We start from the raw sequence: 20,228 nt of genomic DNA, 5'->3' as shown, positions 1-20,228 counted from the left end.
ACTTTCTAGGCGGCTTATTTTTTTATCCCTTGTCATTGAGCGACTAAATAACTGTGCCGACCGCTCCAAAGGCAATGCTGACCGCTCATATCATCCCGAAGACCGCTCCAAAGGCAATGCTGACCGCTCATATAATTCCGTAGACTGCTCAAAAAGCTGTGCCGACCGCTCATATAATTTCGTAGACCACTCAAAAAGTCTGCTAAACCAATCATAACCCCCTAAAATCCAAGCGCCTTCTTTACATCAGTCATATAAGTTTGGCTAACAGGCAACTCTGAACCATTCCTCAATGTAATCAATAGATTTGAAGAGATATCTCTGGAAATACGTTGGATAAATGGAATGTTAACAATGTAAGACCGATGGATACGAACAAATGATGTAGGAAGCCGCAACTGTAAATCCTTCAGTGTATAGCTGGTACAGTACTGTTCATTATCAACATAAAACCAGGTTTTCTTTTGCAAGCTTTCAATATAAGCTATCTCTTCAATTGGAACAGGACTCCATTCTTCATCCTGTTTTCCTGTAAGGAAACGAAATGGTTCATGGCGCAGTACATGATAAGTCGGTGGCAAGATGACAATTAGCGCAGCCGGCTCTCCTTGGAGGTCAATCGGGTAGCCGATTCCATAATAGGGAATCCCGAACAATGAGTTATCCATGATTGTATCCACTTTTCGGCGATGGGTAATTACTTGATCCGCAATGCTGCCAGGCATCACGGGTTGCCCTTCTTTTAATCGGATATCATGAATGCCCTCCACATAATAGATGTAGTAGTCGCTTATCGCAATTGCCACCGCTGCGTCTTTCGGTATCCAATCTTCCAAAATAGCAGCATATTGCTGCAACACTTCTCTCGCAATCTCCGTATTCGCATTTATCACATTTGTCTCCTCCTTTGTTTTCTATGGAACTCGTTTCATCGATCTAAAATCGTGTTCATCCTAAAAAAACAACATTTTGTCAGAATGTACAGACAACTTTGTGTATTCTGTTATATATTACTGTATAACAACTTCAGCTGTTATGAAACAGTACGAAAGAATTATTTTTCAATAAGTAGCTGAACGTTAAAAAAAATTGGAAGGCGTGACGTTGATATGACTAGACAAGAGCAGATTGCACAATTGGAGAAAAGCTGGGCGGAGGATAGCAGATGGAAAGGAATTGAACGTCCTTACACTGCTGAAGATGTTGTGAAACTTCGTGGGTCCGTTATGATTGAACAAACATTGGCAACTAAGGGTGCAACTCGTTTATGGAATTCATTGCATGAAGAGGATTTCGTCAATGCACTTGGCGCGTTAACGGGTAATCAGGCGGTGCAACAAGTAAAAGCCGGACTTCAAGCAATCTATCTAAGCGGTTGGCAAGTGGCGGCAGATGCAAACCTTTCAGGCCAAATGTATCCCGATCAAAGTCTATATCCAGCAAACAGTGTCCCGTCAGTTGTCAAACGTATCAACCAAGCACTTCAACGGGCTGATCAAATCGATCATTCGGAAGGGCGCGTAGACGGTTTTGACTGGTTTGCGCCAATTGTAGCAGATGCTGAAGCTGGTTTCGGCGGACCACTGAACGTTTATGAACTAATGAAAGGCATGATCGAAGCTGGAGCAGCAGGTGTTCACCTTGAAGACCAACTTGCATCGGAAAAGAAATGTGGACATTTGGGCGGAAAAGTATTACTGCCAACGCAAAATGCGATCCGTAACTTAGTCGCTGCAAGACTTGCGGCTGACGTTCTCGGCGTACCTACTGTTCTCATCTCACGTACAGACGCGGATGCAGCAGATATGGTCACAAGTGATATCGATCCAGTAGACAACGAATTTCTGACAGGAGAACGTACGCCAGAAGGATTCTACCGGACGAAACCTGGTATCGACCAAGCGATTGCACGCGGTTTGGCTTACGCTCCTTATGCCGACCTTGTCTGGTGTGAAACCTCTCATCCATCTCTTGAAGAAGCACAGCAATTCGCGGATGCAATTCATGCAAAATTCCCGGGGAAAATGCTTGCTTACAACTGCTCGCCTTCATTCAACTGGGAAGCAAATTTGGATGAAGCGACAATCGCGAAATACCAAGTGGAACTCGGTAAAATGGGCTACAAATTCCAGTTCGTTACACTTGCGGGCTTCCATTCATTGAACCACAGCATGTTTAATCTTGCGCATGACTACAAAGACAATGGCATGGCGGCCTATTCAAAACTGCAACAGGCTGAATTTGCGAATGAAGACAAAGGGTACACAGCGACACGTCACCAACGTGAAGTTGGAACAGGTTACTTTGATGAAGTATCACAGATCATCTCTGGCGGTACATCTTCTACCACAGCGATGAAAGGCTCAACGGAAACTGCGCAATTTGTTTGATCTGGATTAAGCATAATCGGAGAGGTGATCAATCTGTCAACGAAAGAAATAACATCTCATACTATAAAAGTTTTAGGCGAACTGACTGCTGAAAGTGAAGAGATTTTAACGCCGGATGCACTTACATTTCTACAATCCCTTCATGATAATTTCGACGGGAGACGTAAAGAACTACTGGCTAATCGGCAACAGCGTCAGAGCGATATCGACGGTGGAATAAAACTGGATTTCTTAGCTGAAACACAACATATTCGGGATGGGGAGTGGACAATTGCGCCCCTTCCTCCCGATCTCCAAGATAGACGAGTAGAAATTACAGGTCCCGTCGGTCGGAAAATGGTCATCAATGCATTGAATTCAGGGGCAAAAACATTCATGGCCTGTTTTGAAGATGCGACATCACCAACATGGGCAAACATGATGGAAGGCCAACTCAATATGAAAGATGCCGTCCGACGAACAATTGAGTTTGAACAGCATTCTAATGGTAAGACATACAAGTTGAACGAGGATCCTGCAGTGTTAATGATTCGGTCCCGCGGATTGCATCTTCTTGAAAAGAACGTCGCGATTGCTGGGGAGCCTATTGCTGGAAGTTTCTTCGACTTCGGACTTTATTTCTTCCATAATGCCAAGGAATTAATTGCCCGCGGAACAGGACCTTACTTCTACCTACCGAAGCTCGAAAGTCATTTAGAAGCAAGATTGTGGAACGATGTGTTCGTTTTTGCACAAGAGCAGCTTGGCATTCCAAATGGTACAATCCGGGCGACTGTGTTAATTGAAACAATCGCAGCAGCATTTGAAATGGACGAAATTCTTTATGAGCTACGGGATCATTCAGCAGGACTTAATTGTGGACGCTGGGATTATATTTTCAGCTATATTAAACGGCTGCGCAATCAACCAGATGTTATTTTACCGGATCGCGGGCAAGTAACGATGACGTCCCCATTCATGCGGGCTTACACATTGCTTTGTGTCCAAACCTGTCATAAGCGAAATGCACCGGCGGTCGGTGGAATGGCGGCACAAATTCCGATTAAAAATGATCCGGAAGCAAACGAGGCGGCATTCGGCAAAGTGAGCGAAGACAAACGCCGAGAAGCGACAGACGGGCATGACGGAACATGGGTAGCGCATCCTGGGCTCGTTGCAGTTGCGATGGAACAATTCAATGCGCATATGCCGACACCTAATCAGATCGGCCGTAAGCGTGAAGACGTCAAAGTGACTGCTGAAGATTTACTTGAAGTCCCGGAAGGAACAATTACGGAACAAGGCCTACGAATGAATTGCAGTGTCGGGGTCCAGTATATTGCTTCTTGGCTCAGAGGAAACGGGGCTGCGCCTATCAATAATTTGATGGAAGATGCAGCGACAGCGGAAATTTCCAGGTCGCAAGTCTGGCAATGGATTCGTCATCCGCAAGGTAAATTAAGCAATGGAGTGGATATTACCGGGGAATTGGTGACGGAGGTATTGCGAGAGGAACTTGAAGCCATCAAACAGTTAGTCGGTGAAAATGCATTCCGCACCGGCAGATATGATGAAGCTGCTAAACTGTTTTTGTCATTGGCTTTAGAAGATGACTTCGTTGAATTTTTGACACTGCCAGGTTATGACCAATTAAAATGATTTACAAGTGGAGGTAAAACAATATGAAAGTGGAGGAGATTACTATGCAAACAAACAAAAACAGGAAAGAATTGCCGAAAAAGATTTGCCGCGAATGTGGATGTGAAATTGTAGAGCAGGTCGAATCCCCATTGTTCGAGTGCGAGCGCTGTATCGGTTCGAACGAAGAGTGACATAGCAACGGCTCTATTCCCTAAATAGGAATAAAGCCGTTTTTACTTGCTTTCATTAAATATAAGAGGACTTGTGCGACAAATAGGGAAGTAGTAGTAGGGCTAGTAATTATATTCGGAAAATAGATAGGGGGAAATAGAATGAGAAACGAAGAAATGCTGCTGATACCAGGACCGACGCCCGTCGTCGATTCCATTTATGATGCAATGGCAAGTGAAACAAGAGGACATACGGACCCTCGATTTGTTGCGATTTATAAAAATGCGATTGAGCAGACGCGAAAGCTGTTTAAAACAGACGGGGAAGTATTTGTAGTTGCAGGCTCAGGAACGATTGCAATGGAAATGGCGCTCGTTAACACAGTCGCTGCCGGGGAAAAAATATTAGTCGTCAGCCAAGGCTATTTCGGTGACCGGTTCATTAAACTGGGGCAGGCTTTCGGCATTGAAGTGGACGTTCTTCAATCGGAATGGGGCAAGCAAGTTTTGCCCGAAGAAGTGGAAGCGAAACTTGCTGAAGGGCATTATAAAGCAGTGACCATCACTCATGCAGACACATCGACTGGTGTTGCAGCTGACCTTGAAGCACTTGTACCAATCGTGAAAAAGCATGGTGCACTTGTCATTTTAGATGGTGTTTGTGCAACGGCTGCAATGGAAGAAGATATGAGTAAAATATACGGCCACCCAGACTATAAAATTGATGTCATTTTGACAGGCTCTCAAAAAGCGATTGGTGTTCCACCGGGATTAGCGATTGTCGCCTTTAACAAAACTGCATTGGCTGCGAGAGCACAGATCGAACGAGTTCCAGCTTATTATTGTGATATCTACAATTGGATTCCAATCATGAATGATCCATCGAAATACTTTGCCACACCGCCAGTGAACTTGATTTATGCCTACAATGAAGGGATGAGACTCGTTCACACAGAAGGATTGCCGACAAGAATTGAACGTCACAAGTCATTCGGAAAAGCGGTGCGAGCTGCACTTTCTGAATATGATATGAAAGCAATTGCTGATGAAAATGTTGCAGCATCGACATTGAGCTGCATCCTTTATCCAGAGGGGGTCAACGATGCCGAATTCCGTGCAACACTTGGTAAAAAAGGTGTCATTGTGGCAGGCTCACTTGCTCATTTAGCAGAAAAAGCGTTCCGCATTGGGCACATGGGTAATACAACGGAGGAAATGTTGGAAAAAGCCATTGAATTGATTGGTGACACATTGAACGAAATCGGTCATTCAGTTGATGTGGCGAAGGCGGTTGAACGGTTTAAGCAAGAAATACAAGTAGTTGTTTGATCACAAAAATAATGGGGGCTTTCCATTAACGGATAGCCCTTTTTTTGTTGGAAACGGAGTGACCGATCATATAATCTTGTCCACCAATCAAATCAGCATGCGGACCGATCATATAACCCCGGCAACCGATCATATACCCTTGCTAACCGATCATATAATCCGGACGACCGATCATAAAGCCTTAGCAACTGCTCATAATCCACCCACTCTAACTCCAATATACATATTTCACTTGCCATTAACGTTAACGTCAATGTTAAACTAATAACATAGTTGAATATTCAAACATATTCAGAGGGGTGGCAACAATGAAGGATATTACTGAAGTTGCCCGTGCATATGATGTCTCGACGCGCACAATACGTTATTACGAGGAACTGGGTTTATTGAAACCTGACAGGACTGCGGGCAATATAAGGATTTATCCGAAAGCGGAGATTGTAAAGCTAAGACTTATCCTGCGTGGTAAAAAATACGGATTCACGCTGGATGAAATAAAGGAGATGATTTTGCTTTTCGACAAAGATCGGACTGGGCTAAAACAATTGGAGCGGACAATCGATTTCGGCAATGAAAAAATTGGACAAGTAGAAGCCAAAATTCAGGAGCTCACAGAAATGAAGATGGAAATGGAACAGCTGCTTGTGCAATTCACAGAGAAACTAGCCAACTTAAAGGGGGAGTAAGGGAATGAACAGTTCACAATTGTTGGAACGCAATGCACGGAAATATCCTAAGACTGAAGCGGTTATTGGAATGGGGAAACGCTATACGTATCAGGAACTTGATCAGCTTGTGAATCGTTTTGCACACGGACTTAAGCTTCTCGGAATCGGGCAAAGAGATAAAGCTGTTTTATATATGCCAAACGTTCCCGAATTTGCTATCGCCTATTTTGCAGTTCAACGGCTTGGTGCAATCATTGTCCCGATAAATGCCAAGATGACGCTGTCAGAAGTTGACTATGTACTTGAGAATTCCGATGCAAAAGCCTTTATTGCACATGACTTACTGATTGAATCGGTGAAAACCCTCGAGAGCGATTTAGTGTTAATCAAAACGGGAGCCCCCTTAGACGATAAGTGGATCAGTTTTGAAACAGTACTCGATAACAATGATTCCCCAATCGAATGCAATTTACCCGATTCCAGTGAATCGACAATTCTTTATACTTCCGGCACAACAGGTAAACCGAAAGGCGTGTTATTCAGTTATAAAAACATTCTAACGGTTGCGCAAATGATTTGTGTGGAGATGGAAATTAAACCGGAGAGCCGCTTGCTTATCATGATGCCGCTTAGTCATTCTGCGCCGCTCCATCTGTTTTTCATGGCGGGGCTAATAGTCGGTGCGACTAGCGTATTAACGCCAACATTCACACCTGATCTTTTAATCGATACTGTTGAACAAGAAAAAACGACACATTTCTTTGGGGCACCCGTCGTTTATTTGTTGACAGCGAAGAATCCGAAGATGGCAACAGCCGATTTGTCTTCAATGAAATGGTGGATTTACGGCAGTGCCCCTTTATCGCAACCGGAAGTTGAATTTGTGCAGGAAAAGTTCAAATCGGATAACTTCATCTGTGTCTATGGACTGACAGAAGCGGGTCCGAACGGTACATTATTGAGCGCAAGTGAACATAAAACGAAAGCAGGCAGTATTGGAAAACGGGCAGCACTTCATGCAGAGTTTAGAATTGTTAATCCGGATGGGGAAGACGTGCAACAAGGCGAAGTGGGGGAGATTCTTTTGCGCGGGGAAGGCAATATGCTTGGCTACTATAATAATAAAGAAGCGACGAACGAAACATTCATCGGGGACTGGCTGAAAACAGGCGACTTGGCGAAAATCGATGAAGACGGTTACATTTGGGTTGTCGACCGGAAAAAAGATCTGATCATTTCCGGCGGGGTCAATATTTACCCGAAAGAAGTCGAAGAAGTCCTCATTACACATCCGGCAATTCATGAAGTGGCAGTAGTCGGCGTGCCGCACCCGGAATGGGGAGAAACGGTCAAAGCCTATTTTGCGGCAAGTGAAGTGCTTAATCTGGAAGAGATTAAACAATTTGCGAAAGAACGACTTTCGCAGTATAAAGTACCGCGTTTGTATGAACAAGTTGATGCGCTTCCGCGTAATGCATCCGGTAAGATTTTAAAACAACCACTGAGAGAAGGCGAAGCAAATGGTCTTACAACAACGGTCTGAAATTGAAATAGCATTGAACTTCTTTGAACATGATGAGACATTACAAACACTATTAAAAGAATCTTTGTCTCCTAAGTTTTACGACTATGCACACAAAGAATTAATGAAATTTGGTTCACTAGTTGCCAATGAAATCGATGAACGTGCCAAACATACCGATCGCGAAGGGCAACCCCGACTCGAGAAATATGACAAGTACGGAGATGATCATTCACATGTTTGGGTCAATGAAGGCTATAAAAAGACAGTGGAAGAAACGTATCGGACAGGGATTGTTGGCTATGTTCATAAAGATATTCCGGAACTCGGCCATAAAGGAAACTACCTCTACAGTTTTGCGCAAGGCTACTTATTATCTCAAGCAGAACCAGGATTCCATTGTCCTGTAACATTGACGCAAGCCACAGCTTATTTGCTAGATCATTATGCTAATGAAGAAGTGAAAGAGAAGTTCCTGCCGCATGTTTGTGCAACGGGTGATAGGGAGTTATTTGAAGGCGCGACATTTTTAACGGAAAGACAGGGAGGTTCAGACGTCGGTGCCAACGTTGTGAAAGCAGTGGCAGACGGTGAAAACTATCGCTTATACGGTGAAAAGTATTTTGCATCCAATGCCGGAATGGCGGGCGTCGCGATGGTTCTTGCTAGAATGGAAGGTTTTGCAGAAGGGTCGCGCGGTCTAAGTTTATTCGCTGTGCCGTGGCGAAAAGAGGACGGTTCACTGAATGGTATTCAGATTCGGAGATTGAAAGACAAGCTCGGCGTGCGGGCAGTGCCATCCGGTGAAGTAGAATTTGACGGCGCCTTGGCTTATGTCGTGGGTGATCCCAACAAGGGCTTCTATTATATGATGGAAGCATTGAATTTATCGCGAATTTGCAATGCGGTCGCGTCACTCGGCATCATGCGTCGTGCGTTCAATGAAGCAGTGATGTATGCAGAAAGACGCAACGCATTTGGCAAAAAGTTGACTGACTTTCCAATGGTTCAAGAAAGTTTAGCGACCATGAAATCGAAGCTTGAAGTCGAACTGGCAACAACATTCGATCTGATCAAGCTGTTTGATAAAGTAACTTCTGGGAATGCATCTGACGAAGAAACTACATTGAACCGCCTGAAGATTGCGCTCATTAAAAAGGAAACCGCGGAACAGGCAATCCATTTCGCTCATGAAGCAATTGAAATGCATGGCGGAAATGGCTATATCGAAGATTTCGTCACACCGCGGTTGCTTCGGGATGCGCAAGTATTAACGGTTTGGGAAGGGACCGCGAATATTTTAGGATTGGAGCTCCTCAGACTCGTCAATAAATTCAGTGCACACTTGTTATTTATCGATGAAATGACAGAGAGACTAGATGCTGTTCCCGAAAGTTCATGGAAACTGCGCGTATCTACTGCGGTGGAGATACTAGCAAAAGACCTCATAACATTCGCAAATTTGGATCCTGACAATCAAACAGTCGAAGCGAAAGGATTAATGCGTACTATGGCTTTACTTTATGAAGGGGTCATTGCGCTTGAATGGGCGGCACAACATGGAGACCGTTATGAAAAGCTGATGGAAATTTTCATCGAAACGAACTGGCCCGAAAGAGCGATTGGTGAAATGAAGAGCGGTGTGAAATATTTTGAAGAGGTAATGTAACTAACTGAATCAGTTTCGTTTGCTGACACTCAATCCCCTACAGCCAATAAGTGCTGCTAGGGGATTTTACTTTGATGGAATTCATTACGGGAAGATAGTGTTGAGACTCGGGAATACATATGAACTAACGGCGGCAACCCGAAATGGCCTAAGACCATCGATGACCGATCAAATAAACATATGAACCGATCATATACCACTGACGACCGATCATATAACTTGGGGAACCGATCGTATCACGCTAAAGACCGATCATATAACCTGGGAGACCGATCAAATAACCCCAGCAACCGACCATATACCTTCAGCAACCAATCAAATAAGCGTACTCACACAGTAGCAATCTCAAAAATGATGAACTTGTAATCACCGGAGTATTGAAAAATTAGATAACTACCGTTATAGTAACAACAATGATAATAAGAAAGCAGGTCATCATCATGAAAACACTTTTACTCACAGGGTTTGAACCTTTCTTGAAATTCACTGTTAATCCGACGATGAAAATCGTGGAAGAACTACATGGCAAAGTGATCGGCAATTACAAAATTCACAGTGAAGTATTAACGGTAGACTTCCAATCATCAGGCGAGCAACTTCTTACACATATTGAAGCCCTAAAACCAGATGCCGTGATTTCACTGGGGCTTGCAGGAGGACGTTATAAAATGACGCCTGAACGGATTGCGATTAATATCAAAGACGGGGCTGCTGATAACAATGGCAATACACCTGTTGACGAACCGATCCGGGAGCGAGGCGAAGCTGGTTATATGTCAACACTGCCAGTTCGCGCGATGGTGAATCGATTACTGGAAAAAGGGCTGCCAGCCGAAGTTTCAAATACGGCAGGTACCTATCTATGCAACAATGTTATGTATGAAGGACTGCATTACGCTGCAACACAACGACCGATGATGAAATCTGGTTTCCTTCATATACCTGCTTCACATGAATTGGCGATTGAGCATGGCAAAATTCCAAGCTGGTCACATGAAGATTTGAAAAAAGGTGTCGCCGTATGCATCGAAGTGCTATCTGCTGATGAATCGTAACAAGCAAATTATCCCCCATGCAATGGTGATGAATGAACAAACAATACGTTTCGACTTTGGTCCGGATACGAGTCAGGAAACCTTTCACACGATACAGCAATTTTGTCAGCTTGTTGAAAATGATAGGAATCATTTACTTGAAGAGGTCGTACCAAGTAATAAAACTGTAACCGTTTTTTATCGCAAAGAACTCCTGAACCCTCGTGTAATCATTGAAGAATTACTGACAAAGTGGGCGCACAGAACTGATAGTGCATTGTTTGTAAACAGGCGTACTATTGAAATACCAGTCTGTTATGACGCCAAATTTAGTGAAGATATACCTCGGATATGCGACCATACGGGACTGACACGTGATGAGGTAATCGCTATTCATACAGGCACGAGCTATAAGGTGTATATGATAGGTTTTTTACCAGGTTTTCCGTATCTAGGAGAATTGCCGGAGGTACTCCATGTCCCACGTTTGGAAAAGCCCCGATTAAGTGTGCTTAAAGGAACCGTTGGGATTGGCGGAACGCAGACGGGTATTTACCCGTTAGAATCCCCAGGGGGTTGGAACATAATTGGGCGGACGCCACTCGATCTATATTGTTTGAAACGCATTGAACCGTTTCTAATTCGCGCGGGTGATCAGCTACAATTTCGTTCAATCTGTCTTGAAGCCTTTAATGAATTAAAAGAAGAGTTAGCACGTGAACCTGAAATGATTATGCAGTTTGTAAAGGAGTGATCGCAATGCGAATTGATCTGAATGCAGATGTCGGTGAAAGTTTTGGTCAATTTATGGTTGGGGAAGATGAAGCCCTTTTCAGTTCGATTACATCTGCCAATGTTGCATGCGGATTTCATGCAGGCGACTTTAATGTAATGCAGAAAACGGTAGAACAAGCGGCTGGACAACAGGTTTCAATCGGCGCACATCCCGGTTATCCGGATTTACAGGGATTTGGAAGAAGAGAGATGATGATGTCCTCTCGTGAAATTTACAATGCAGTTGTCTATCAAATCGGTGCACTCAAACAGTTTTGCGATATACAGGGTGTTACTTTGAACCATGTGAAGCCCCATGGTGCCCTTTATAATACTGCTTCGATTAACCGTACTGTTGCCGATGCAATCGCAGAAGCCGTTTATGATACTGTACCGAATGCGTATTTATATGGGCTTTGTACGAGCGAATTGTTGCAGGCTGGGAATAAAATCGGCTTAAAAACGGCGGGTGAGGCTTTTGCAGATCGCAGGTATACGGCAGAAGGTACATTATGCTCCAGATTATTGCCGGAAGCTGTCCTCCATACATATGAAGATATCGAAAAACAAGTGATGGATATTGTGGTAAACAAGCACGTACAAACAATAACCGGAGAAACAATTTTAATACAAGCAGATACAATTTGTTTCCATGGTGATGGACAGGGTGTGGCGTCCCATGCCCATCAAATTCGTCAAGCGTTGGCATCTGTTAATGTTCGTGTTAGCGCACTTGGAGACGCGATATGATTCCGTTATTTAGAATCGTCAAACCTGGCGTCTATGCCACGATACAGGACCAGGGCAGATTCGGTTTCCGGCGTTTCGGTATGCCAGTTGCTGGACCTATGGATCGAGAGGCATTCCAGCTAGGCCAAGACATTATTGGGAATGATGAAATCGGAAATGCACTGGAAATTTTTTTAGGCGGCCTTGCACTGGAAGTACTAACCGATCATAGGATTGTCATTGCAGGTGCAGACTTAGGTGCAATGATTGACGGGGAAACGCCAGCACCGCTCTGGAAAACGTTTCAGGTTTGGAAAGGGCAAATGATTTCTTTTTCTAAACCAATTAGCGGTGCGATTACGTACATTATTCCGGAAGGTGGGTATGCAGTTAAGGAAACTTTGGGTAGCAGTTCCAGTTATCCGAGGGGGTTAATTGGTGAAATCACAAAAAAAGACATGATTCTTTATGCGAATAAATTAAAACAAAAGCGTTTAAACCGTGGCTTGCTCGTGGGGAATATCCCGCGTTATGCCCAGGATATTACGGTTGACTTGTTCAAAAGTCCGCACATGGATCTGTTCGAAAAATCGAGTATCGATACATTTTTAAAAGCTACTTATACGTATCGAGGCGGAGATCGAATGGGTTACTTTTTCAACGGACCTCCACTTGAATTCATCGATAGCGGGGATATTTTCAGTGAAGCGACTCAATTTGGAACTGTGCAAGTTCCGACGAATGGTCAGCCAATTATTCTAATGGCAGATGCCCAAACGACGGGAGGATACGCGACAATTGGTACGGTTTCAAAGGCTGATTTGCCGAAAGTGGCCCAATTGAAAAACGGTGGAACTATCCGGTTTGTGTATCGAATGTAAAACAACTGTGAAAGCCTTTAGGATACTTGTATACGCTGTATCAATGAATAAGGTATTCACAAAGCGCGAATTGGTATTGAATGGAATCAGTAATTCTCAGTACCTAGATAGTGTGCACGGGCATCATGTCCAACCTTTGCAGGGGCGAATCATATACAAAACACTCCCGAAAAGAAGTAATTTTTTACTTCGTTCGGGAGTGTTTTTATTTCATTTCCTCTAGTAAGCTTATTGACCGGAATTGTCGAATCAATACAAGTAACATGATTTCGACAATAAAAGACACAATCGCAAGTAACAAAATGAGTGGCGCTAAAATTAAACCTATAGATAAAGCATAGGGTATTAAAATAAGCATGGAAACGATTTGTGTAGCGAGTGTCAAGATGATATAAAAACGCAGAAAAGTTCTTGTTTTCTTCTCAAGTGGTTTAAATGGATTTTCTTGTGCGATATCCATAAGTCCGCGCATAAAGTGATAAACGAATCCCAGGTGGACAAATGCGACACCTATATATATGGCCATCAATCCATAAGCGTTAGCCGTCATCTCTATCGGTTCTGCCATATTTACTTCGAACTGGTAGATTAACGGTAGAGACACCGCAGCCAGTATGAGCACATACGATTTCGCTTTTGAAAAGTGCTCTGAATAGGAGACTAGATCCGTTAAACCCAGGAAGATGATTATATACCCAAGGAAATCAGGCAAGATATCGAAATGATTGATATGGAAATTCAGAAAAACCAGAAGAGAGCCCCAGAAGATCTTATTGAGCGCTTTTGCCATGCTTCTCGCCCCTTTCTATTTCAATTAGCAGTCATTATAAAATCAAGCATACTTCTATCCTATAATACATTCGCTATCTACGGAAGGTTTTGTTCTAAATATAGTTGTTGAATTAAAGAATCCCATTAAATCTGCTGTGGCGCTCAATAAAGAGAGAGTTGTAATTCGGGGTGTGGATTATAGATCGCTTGGCGCTAAGGTGTTCATTATCGAGAGAAATGTGATTTTGAGATGTATATGCCGAGAGTATATGTGATTACTAGGTGATACTATATAAATTGAAATAAAGAACTCCATCGAACCGCTACGGCGCTAGGGGATGCCTTCCGCCATAAGCCAAGCAGCTTCGCCGCCAGTCTTATGGCTTCGGCTACCCCTGCTAAGGCGCCTTCGCTCAGTTTATACACCGGATTCAATAGTTCAACATAGATAATGAAATACATTTTCTCAAATAGACCATCCAGCGCAGACGCGACTTCGTGGTAGCCGGAGCGATAAGACTGAAAGTGCTCTCCTTTCCGGCTTATCGCGGGAGGCATCCACAAAGCGTCGAAGCGATATTAGCAGGAATTCTAATTCATTCCTCATGTATGGGAACATTCGTTGATCACATTCAATCGATTTATGGCACTCCGGGTTGTAGGTCTCATTTTCGATAATGAAATACGCTTTCTCAAATAGACCATCCAGCGAAGACGCGACTTCGTGGTAGCCGGAGCGGTAAGACTGAAAGCGCTCTCCTTTCCGGCTTATCGCAGGAGGCATCCACAAAGCGTCGAAGCGGTATTAGCAGAATCTCTAATTCATTCCTCATGTATTGGAACAATCGTTGATCACATTCAATCTATTTATGGCACTCCAGGTTACAGGTCTCATCCACAAAAACGAAATGCAATTTCTCAACATAGACCACCCAGCGAAGGCGCGACTTCGTGGTAGCCGGAGCGATGAGCCAGAAAGTGTTCTCCTTTCTGGCTTATCGCGGAAGGCATCCACAAAGCGTCGAAGCGGTATTAGCAGGAATTCTAATACACTCCAAGTATTAAATCTTTTTCAATGACCTCTCAAAAGCACTTGTAAAGCATATACGCCACATTCAATAGTTCACCACATATACCAATTATCTTGCAATAAAGTATTTTACTATTTATAATTATCTAATAAAACTAAAAGTAACAGTTATGGGGGCGTGTTGATGTTCATTGCAGAGAAATTGAAGGCCGTTTCCGAGACGCATCCGGAAAGAGTCATTACATCGTTTAATGGAAAAGAAATTTCATACGGTGATTTCTATAGCAAGTCTGAGAATCTGGCAAGGTATTTTCAAGATTTAGGTTATGTGAAAGATGACATTCTGGCATTCTGTCTGATGAATTCCGATTCCTTTTTAATCTGTTACTACGCATGCCATATAGGCGGATTTACAGCACTGCCGATCAATACGAAGTTGACTGCACCGGAAGTGAACTATATTTTAGCCCATTCAGAAGCGAAAGGACTCATTTACGACGAACGGCTTGCCGACGTGTTTGATTCCCTTGAAGGGAAGTTACCTGCGCTCCAACACAAAATGGTGATTAATCATGAATTTACAAGAATTATAGACGGTGAACGCCGTACTCTGGAAATACGAGAAGCGCTCGATGATGATACGGCAGTTGTCTTTTACACATCTGGGACAACTGGCCGACCGAAAGGAGTCATGCTGACGAATAAAAACGTTGCGGCAATTGCTGAAATATGGAGTGAATCGATGGAGATGGATCACAATGACCGCATGCATATCGTGGCTCCGCTCTTCCACTGTGCGGCGAGTCATGTATTCAGCATTCCTGTCATCTATCAAGGCGGCATGGTCATTATTGAAGAGTCATTTTCTCCGGAAGCGACAATCCGAACGATGGAGCAACAATGTGCAACGCTATTTTTCGGTGTGCCAGCCATGTACAGTATTCTCCTTAATACACCATCACTCGAAAAAGCTGATCTATCCAATTTGCGGCTGTTCTGTTATGGAGCCGCGCCAATGCCTTACGAACTCGTAAAAAAAGTGAAAGCATTATACCCGGACGTCAAAGTTCAAAACTTGTATGGACAAACTGAAAACTCACCTGGAGCTACGACGTTGAAAGATCGGCACGCGCTATCCAAAATTGGTTCCGTCGGAGAGGCATTGCCGCAGACAGAAGTAAAAGTCATGGATGAATTCGGCAAATCGTTGCCAATGGGCCAAGTAGGTGAAATCGCCGTGAAAGGGCCACAGGTGATGAAAGGATATTTGAAAAACGATGAGGAAACGGCGAGAACGATAAAAGAGGGCTGGATGTACAGCGGTGATCTTGGCCGTTTTGATGAAGACGGGCTTCTATATATTGTAGATCGTAAGAAAGATATGATCATCCGCGGCGGGGAAAACATTTATCCGCTAGAAGTGGAAGAGGTTTTGTATACCATGCCGGAAGTGCTCGAAGCTGCGGTCATCGGTATACCACATGAGGTGTATGGTGAGGTGGTAAAAGCGTTCATTGTATTGAAAGAGGGACAGAAGCTTACTGAACAAGCAGTACGCGATAGTTGTAAAAAACAGCTAGCATCCTTCAAAATTCCGGCTGCCATCGAGTTTCTTGATACACTGCCGCGAAACGCCAGCGGCAAGGTACTGAAAACGGTTCTTAGGGAACCAGTCAAAGTTTAATGACAATAACGCAGGTACCCTATTCAGAAGTGGTGGAATCTGCACGTGACAAAAAGCAGTAAGGATCTTATTTTGCATCCTTACTGCTTTCTTCACCTTCTACACGAACTGCACTATCGGGTGTATCTGTAAATACACCATCTGCGCCAATTTTAATAAGTGTGCGGATTGTCTCTTCATCATTGACGGTAAATGGATGGACATCCAACCCTTCCTTATGTGTCGCATCAACGAATTTTTTTGTTACTGAATCTACGTTCAAACCGATGCCGGATGCATATTGTTTAAGATCTTGCAGTTCTTTTTTTGAGAGATGCGCTTTCTGCTTGAAAGTGTATAGCTTAATCAGCGGAATGGAAGGTTCCATGGCAAAGACTTTTTTTAAACTGTCACTATTGAAAGATTGAATGATTATTGATGGTAGTCTTCCTTGCTTATTGAGGAGATCGTGAGCACGAAGCTGACGAACCAGTTCCTCTTCAATGCCAATATTCGTGTCAGGTGATTTCATTTCAATGTAATAGTTAACCGAATCTCCGAAATGAACCAAAATATCCTCCAGCTCAACGACACGTAAATTTGCATAACTTGGAGAGGCATACCGGGGATTCTCTTCATTAAAATCCTTCCCTGGAGAGTATAACTGAAGTTCATTCAGCGTAATATCAGCGACAGCCTGTTCAGCTTCAGGAAATGTTACCACTGAATCGTGCAGGGCGACGAGCTTGCCGTCTTTCGTCATATGTAAATCAAGTTCGATATAGTCTGCGCCCATCTGAACAGCCATTTCGTAGGCAGTTATTGTGTGACCGGGGGCATAAGCGGACGCCCCGCGATGCGCGATGACAAGGAACTCATCTTCAGGCAGAAGCGAACGTTCAACAGCGGGGTTCATGCACCCCAGTGACGATAGAAGTAAGAGCAACAGCAGCATCTTTTTCATCGCAATCACTCCTCGTTTGTATGAGAATTGTAAATGTTTATAAAGAATCCGTAAATAATAACAGATGATGTATCCAATTATAGTAGGCTATACCAAGAGACAGAAGAGACCAACTTGAAAATCCATAAATAAGAGCGGACTTTTTATTGGAAAGGGATTGAATTTGTGAAAAAAGTAGAACTTATTAACTTATCGAAGTCTTACGATAAACAAATAGATGTTATTTCCAATATAGACGTAACGATTGAACCTGGCGAGTTTTTTGTTCTTGTTGGTCCATCCGGTTGTGGAAAAAGCACAATGCTGCGAATGATTGCTGGCCTGGAGAATATTACAAGTGGGACGCTTAAAATCGGAGATAAGGTAGCAAATCATTTATCGCCCGATAAACGGGACCTTTCAATGGTATTCCAAAACTATGCACTCTATCCCCATTTGACGGTTCAGCAAAATATTACGTTCGGACTCGATGTGAAAAAAGTGAAGAAAGCTGCACAGCGGGAAAGGGCAGCCCAAGTGGCGGATATGCTTGGATTAACAGACTTTTTACAGAGGAAACCTCGCGAACTATCAGGTGGACAACGGCAACGTGTTGCGCTTGCACGTGCCATTGTAAGTGAATCGCCTATCTGTCTTATGGATGAACCACTATCCAATTTGGACGCGAAACTGCGGGCACATATGCGCACGGAAATCAGACGGATTCAGCGGAAACTTGGTATTACAATGATTTACGTTACACATGACCAAGTCGAGGCGATGACGATGGGGGATCGCATTATGATTCTTCATGAAGGAAAAATCCAGCAGATTGGTAAACCGATTGATATTTACAACAATCCGGCCAATCCATTCGTCGCGACATTCATCGGTTCTCCGCCCATGAATTTAGCGAATGCTGATGTCGACAAGAAAGCGTCAGAAATAGTCATTGGAGACGTACTGCGTTTGTCGGTTCCGGCTGGAGAGATTATTGAACTGCCAGAGTACCAGCTCATTGCAGGAATTCGTCCTGAACATTTGCGCCCGGCATTAAAAGATACACCAGAACAAGACAAGCTATATGTCGATGTGACGAACGTAGAAATTTTAGGAAATGAAACTGTATTTTCCTTTAAACTTGGTGCCAACGAATGGATGGCGAAATGGAGTGGACAATGGCATCTCGATATTGGCGATTCAATTCCTATCCTCGTGGATTACGGTGCGATCTGTCTATTTAAAGCTGAATCAGGAGAGATAATTAAACAGCCGACAGACCTCGGAAATTTCGTCTTTGGTAAAGAGGTGCTGTTATGAGCACACTTGAAAAGCCAGGAATGTGGAGAAAAACATTGAATGGCAGAACCGCACTTCTTTACTTACTGCCGTCGATCATCTTATTCTCGGTGTTTGTTTTCTATCCGATGTACAGAACAATTTACTTGAGTTTTTTCTTAACAGACCAAAACGGCAATGCAGCAATATGGGTAGGCTTAGAAAATTATTCATATTTACTGGAGTCAACTGAATTTATCAACAGTATGAAAGCAACCGGAATGTTTGTCTTATACACGGTGCCGATCGGAATCATCCTGGCCTTATTCTTCGCTTTATTAGCAAATGAAAAATTGAAAGGAATTGGATTCTTCCGGACATTATATTCGTCGACCATGGGAATTTCTGTTGCGGCGTCATCCGTCATTTGGTTATTCATGTTTAACCCAAGTATGGGCATGTTCAATCGAATGCTGAGCCTATTGGATTTACCGCAAATTCAGTGGCTGCTCGATCCGCAGTGGGCCCTTCTATCTGTATCCATTTCGACGATTTGGATGAACATCGGTTTTTCCTTTCTTATTTTACTCGGCGGATTACAAAATATTGATGAACACCTTTATGAAAGCTCAAGGATTGATGGGGCGGGGTACTTTTACCGATTGCGCCGCATTACTCTGCCGATGTTGTCGCCAACTTTGTTTTTCATCATTACCATTTCACTCATTAATGCGTTCCAATCATTTGGACAGATTGATATTTTAACACAAGGCGGCCCGTCCGCATCGACCAATCTTATTGTGTACTCGATTTATCGTGAAGCTTTCATCAACTACCAATTCGGAACAGCGAGTGCGCAGGCGGTCACGCTATTCATCATTATTTTGATTGTCACCATTCTTCAATTTAAACTGGGAGAAAGGAGGGTTCATTACCAATGACAACAAGCCTGCCTAAAAAGATTTGGATCTACTTCTTGCTGATTGTTACGTCACTTCTTGTCTTCTTTCCAGTTATGTATGCATTTTTGATATCTTTTATGACGGGGCCAGAACTATTGCAGGGAAAGTTTCTACCGCAGTCATTTAGTTTGGATAACTATATTAAAGTGTTTGATAGACTTCCATTGCTGAATTACTTATTGAACAGTTTCATCGTTTCCGTAGGTGTCATGCTAGGGCAGCTTGCGGTATGCAGTCTTGCGGCCTATGCATTCGTTTTTATCCGATTCAAGGGACGCGATTTCATCTTCTTCCTGTTCATATCAACAATGATGATCCCGTGGGAAGCAACGATGATCCCAAATAAATTCACCATCCAAAAACTCGATTGGCTCAATACGTATCAAGGGCTGACGCTGCCATTTTTCGCACTGGCATTTGGAACGTTCCTGCTTCGACAACATTTCAAAACGATTCCGAAAGAGTTGCACGAAGCCTCTCAAATTGCAGGTTTAAGTAAATTCGCCTTTTTCCGACGCGTGATTTTGCCAATCTCAAAAACGAGTCTTGTCACGCTTGGTGCATATGGCTTTTTAACGACTTGGAATATGTATTTATGGCCGTTACTTATTACGACAAATACATCTGTGCGAACCGTTCAAATCGGTTTGAAACAATTACAGTCTCAAGAAACGGGAACAGAATGGGGGGTGGTTATGGCAGGTGTTATCGTAGTCATTATTCCGACATTATTATTGTTATTTATCGGGCAGAAGCAATTGCAGAAAGGTTTATCTCAAGGTGCTTTAAAATAAT

Annotated in this window: 18 protein-coding genes; 15 read left to right on the top strand and 3 right to left on the bottom strand. The window is 43.3% G+C overall.

The window, feature by feature from the left end; translation table 11 throughout:
- Nucleotides 1–221 precede the first annotated feature (221 nt).
- The gene (locus tag MKZ11_RS23945) at nucleotides 222–893 is read right to left on the bottom strand and encodes a LytR/AlgR family response regulator transcription factor (protein WP_340796847.1); all 672 of its coding nucleotides are present in this window, start codon (nucleotides 891–893) and stop codon (nucleotides 222–224) included.
- A gap of 216 nt (nucleotides 894–1,109) precedes the next feature.
- Here MKZ11_RS23945 and aceA point away from each other — a divergent pair, with 216 nt between their 5' ends.
- From aceA to MKZ11_RS23890, 11 genes are all read left to right on the top strand, one after another.
- Nucleotides 1,110–2,390 (top strand): isocitrate lyase, encoded by a 1,281-nt coding sequence (gene aceA, locus MKZ11_RS23940; protein ID WP_340796846.1) that lies wholly within the window; start codon nucleotides 1,110–1,112, stop codon nucleotides 2,388–2,390.
- Between the two features lie 48 nt (nucleotides 2,391–2,438).
- Nucleotides 2,439–4,028, top strand: a complete 1,590-nt coding sequence (gene aceB, locus MKZ11_RS23935; RefSeq protein ID WP_445327063.1) for a malate synthase A — start codon at nucleotides 2,439–2,441, stop codon at nucleotides 4,026–4,028.
- Nucleotides 4,029–4,072: 44 nt separating this feature from the next.
- On the top strand, nucleotides 4,073–4,201 hold the full coding sequence (gene yhfH, locus MKZ11_RS23930; RefSeq protein ID WP_340796845.1) for a protein YhfH: 129 nt from the start codon (nucleotides 4,073–4,075) through the stop codon (nucleotides 4,199–4,201).
- A gap of 141 nt (nucleotides 4,202–4,342) precedes the next feature.
- Complete coding sequence (locus MKZ11_RS23925; protein WP_340796844.1) at nucleotides 4,343–5,509, top strand: pyridoxal-phosphate-dependent aminotransferase family protein; 1,167 nt, start codon at nucleotides 4,343–4,345, stop codon at nucleotides 5,507–5,509.
- 308 nt (nucleotides 5,510–5,817) lie between these two features.
- Nucleotides 5,818–6,195 (top strand): MerR family transcriptional regulator, encoded by a 378-nt coding sequence (locus MKZ11_RS23920; protein ID WP_340796843.1) that lies wholly within the window; start codon nucleotides 5,818–5,820, stop codon nucleotides 6,193–6,195.
- Between the two features lie 4 nt (nucleotides 6,196–6,199).
- Nucleotides 6,200–7,720 carry a class I adenylate-forming enzyme family protein gene (locus MKZ11_RS23915; protein ID WP_340796842.1) on the top strand — a complete coding sequence of 507 codons (1,521 nt, stop codon included), beginning with the start codon at nucleotides 6,200–6,202 and terminating at the stop codon, nucleotides 7,718–7,720.
- Nucleotides 7,698–9,368: an acyl-CoA dehydrogenase family protein gene (locus MKZ11_RS23910; RefSeq protein WP_340796841.1), complete on the top strand. Its 1,671-nt coding sequence runs from the start codon at nucleotides 7,698–7,700 to the stop codon at nucleotides 9,366–9,368. Before MKZ11_RS23915 ends, MKZ11_RS23910 begins: the two co-directional genes overlap by 23 nt.
- 440 nt (nucleotides 9,369–9,808) lie before the next feature.
- The gene (gene pcp, locus MKZ11_RS23905) at nucleotides 9,809–10,423 is read left to right on the top strand and encodes a pyroglutamyl-peptidase I (RefSeq protein ID WP_340796840.1); all 615 of its coding nucleotides are present in this window, start codon (nucleotides 9,809–9,811) and stop codon (nucleotides 10,421–10,423) included.
- Nucleotides 10,413–11,156, top strand: a complete 744-nt coding sequence (gene pxpB / locus MKZ11_RS23900; RefSeq protein WP_340796839.1) for a 5-oxoprolinase subunit PxpB — start codon at nucleotides 10,413–10,415, stop codon at nucleotides 11,154–11,156. Before pcp ends, pxpB begins: the two co-directional genes overlap by 11 nt.
- Before the next feature lie 5 nt (nucleotides 11,157–11,161).
- Complete coding sequence (locus tag MKZ11_RS23895; RefSeq protein WP_340796838.1) at nucleotides 11,162–11,926, top strand: LamB/YcsF family protein; 765 nt, start codon at nucleotides 11,162–11,164, stop codon at nucleotides 11,924–11,926.
- The gene (locus MKZ11_RS23890; RefSeq protein ID WP_340796837.1) at nucleotides 11,923–12,786 is read left to right on the top strand and encodes a 5-oxoprolinase subunit C family protein; all 864 of its coding nucleotides are present in this window, start codon (nucleotides 11,923–11,925) and stop codon (nucleotides 12,784–12,786) included. The genes MKZ11_RS23895 and MKZ11_RS23890 overlap by 4 nt, the downstream gene beginning before the upstream one ends.
- A 205-nt stretch (nucleotides 12,787–12,991) precedes the next feature.
- On the opposite strand, the gene MKZ11_RS23885 is transcribed toward MKZ11_RS23890, so the two are convergent.
- Complete coding sequence (locus tag MKZ11_RS23885; protein WP_340796836.1) at nucleotides 12,992–13,576, bottom strand: hypothetical protein; 585 nt, start codon at nucleotides 13,574–13,576, stop codon at nucleotides 12,992–12,994.
- A gap of 1,195 nt (nucleotides 13,577–14,771) precedes the next feature.
- On the opposite strand from MKZ11_RS23885, the gene MKZ11_RS23880 reads away from it, so the two are divergent.
- Nucleotides 14,772–16,271: a class I adenylate-forming enzyme family protein gene (locus MKZ11_RS23880; protein WP_340796835.1), complete on the top strand. Its 1,500-nt coding sequence runs from the start codon at nucleotides 14,772–14,774 to the stop codon at nucleotides 16,269–16,271.
- A 67-nt stretch (nucleotides 16,272–16,338) separates the two neighbouring features.
- Here the strand turns inward: MKZ11_RS23880 and MKZ11_RS23875 are convergent, their stop codons facing one another.
- Entirely contained in the window at nucleotides 16,339–17,214 is an 876-nt protein-coding gene (locus MKZ11_RS23875; RefSeq protein ID WP_340796834.1) for a glycerophosphodiester phosphodiesterase family protein, read from the bottom strand.
- A gap of 165 nt (nucleotides 17,215–17,379) precedes the next feature.
- Here MKZ11_RS23875 and MKZ11_RS23870 point away from each other — a divergent pair, with 165 nt between their 5' ends.
- The 3 genes from MKZ11_RS23870 to MKZ11_RS23860 are packed head-to-tail and all read left to right on the top strand — an operon-like array spanning nucleotide 17,380 to nucleotide 20,227.
- Complete coding sequence (locus MKZ11_RS23870) at nucleotides 17,380–18,513, top strand: ABC transporter ATP-binding protein (protein ID WP_340796833.1); 1,134 nt, start codon at nucleotides 17,380–17,382, stop codon at nucleotides 18,511–18,513.
- Nucleotides 18,510–19,412 (top strand): carbohydrate ABC transporter permease, encoded by a 903-nt coding sequence (locus MKZ11_RS23865; protein WP_340796832.1) that lies wholly within the window; start codon nucleotides 18,510–18,512, stop codon nucleotides 19,410–19,412. The genes MKZ11_RS23870 and MKZ11_RS23865 overlap by 4 nt, the downstream gene beginning before the upstream one ends.
- Nucleotides 19,409–20,227, top strand: a complete 819-nt coding sequence (locus MKZ11_RS23860; RefSeq protein WP_340796831.1) for a carbohydrate ABC transporter permease — start codon at nucleotides 19,409–19,411, stop codon at nucleotides 20,225–20,227. Before MKZ11_RS23865 ends, MKZ11_RS23860 begins: the two co-directional genes overlap by 4 nt.
- Nucleotide 20,228: the final 1 nt, after the last annotated feature.

The sequence above is a fragment of the Sporosarcina sp. FSL K6-1508 genome, from assembly GCF_038007465.1.
Classification (GTDB): Bacteria; Bacillota; Bacilli; order Bacillales_A; family Planococcaceae; genus Sporosarcina; species Sporosarcina psychrophila_B.
The sequence above is the reverse complement of the archived record's forward strand: the minus strand, read 5'-3'. Positions and strand labels throughout refer to the sequence as shown.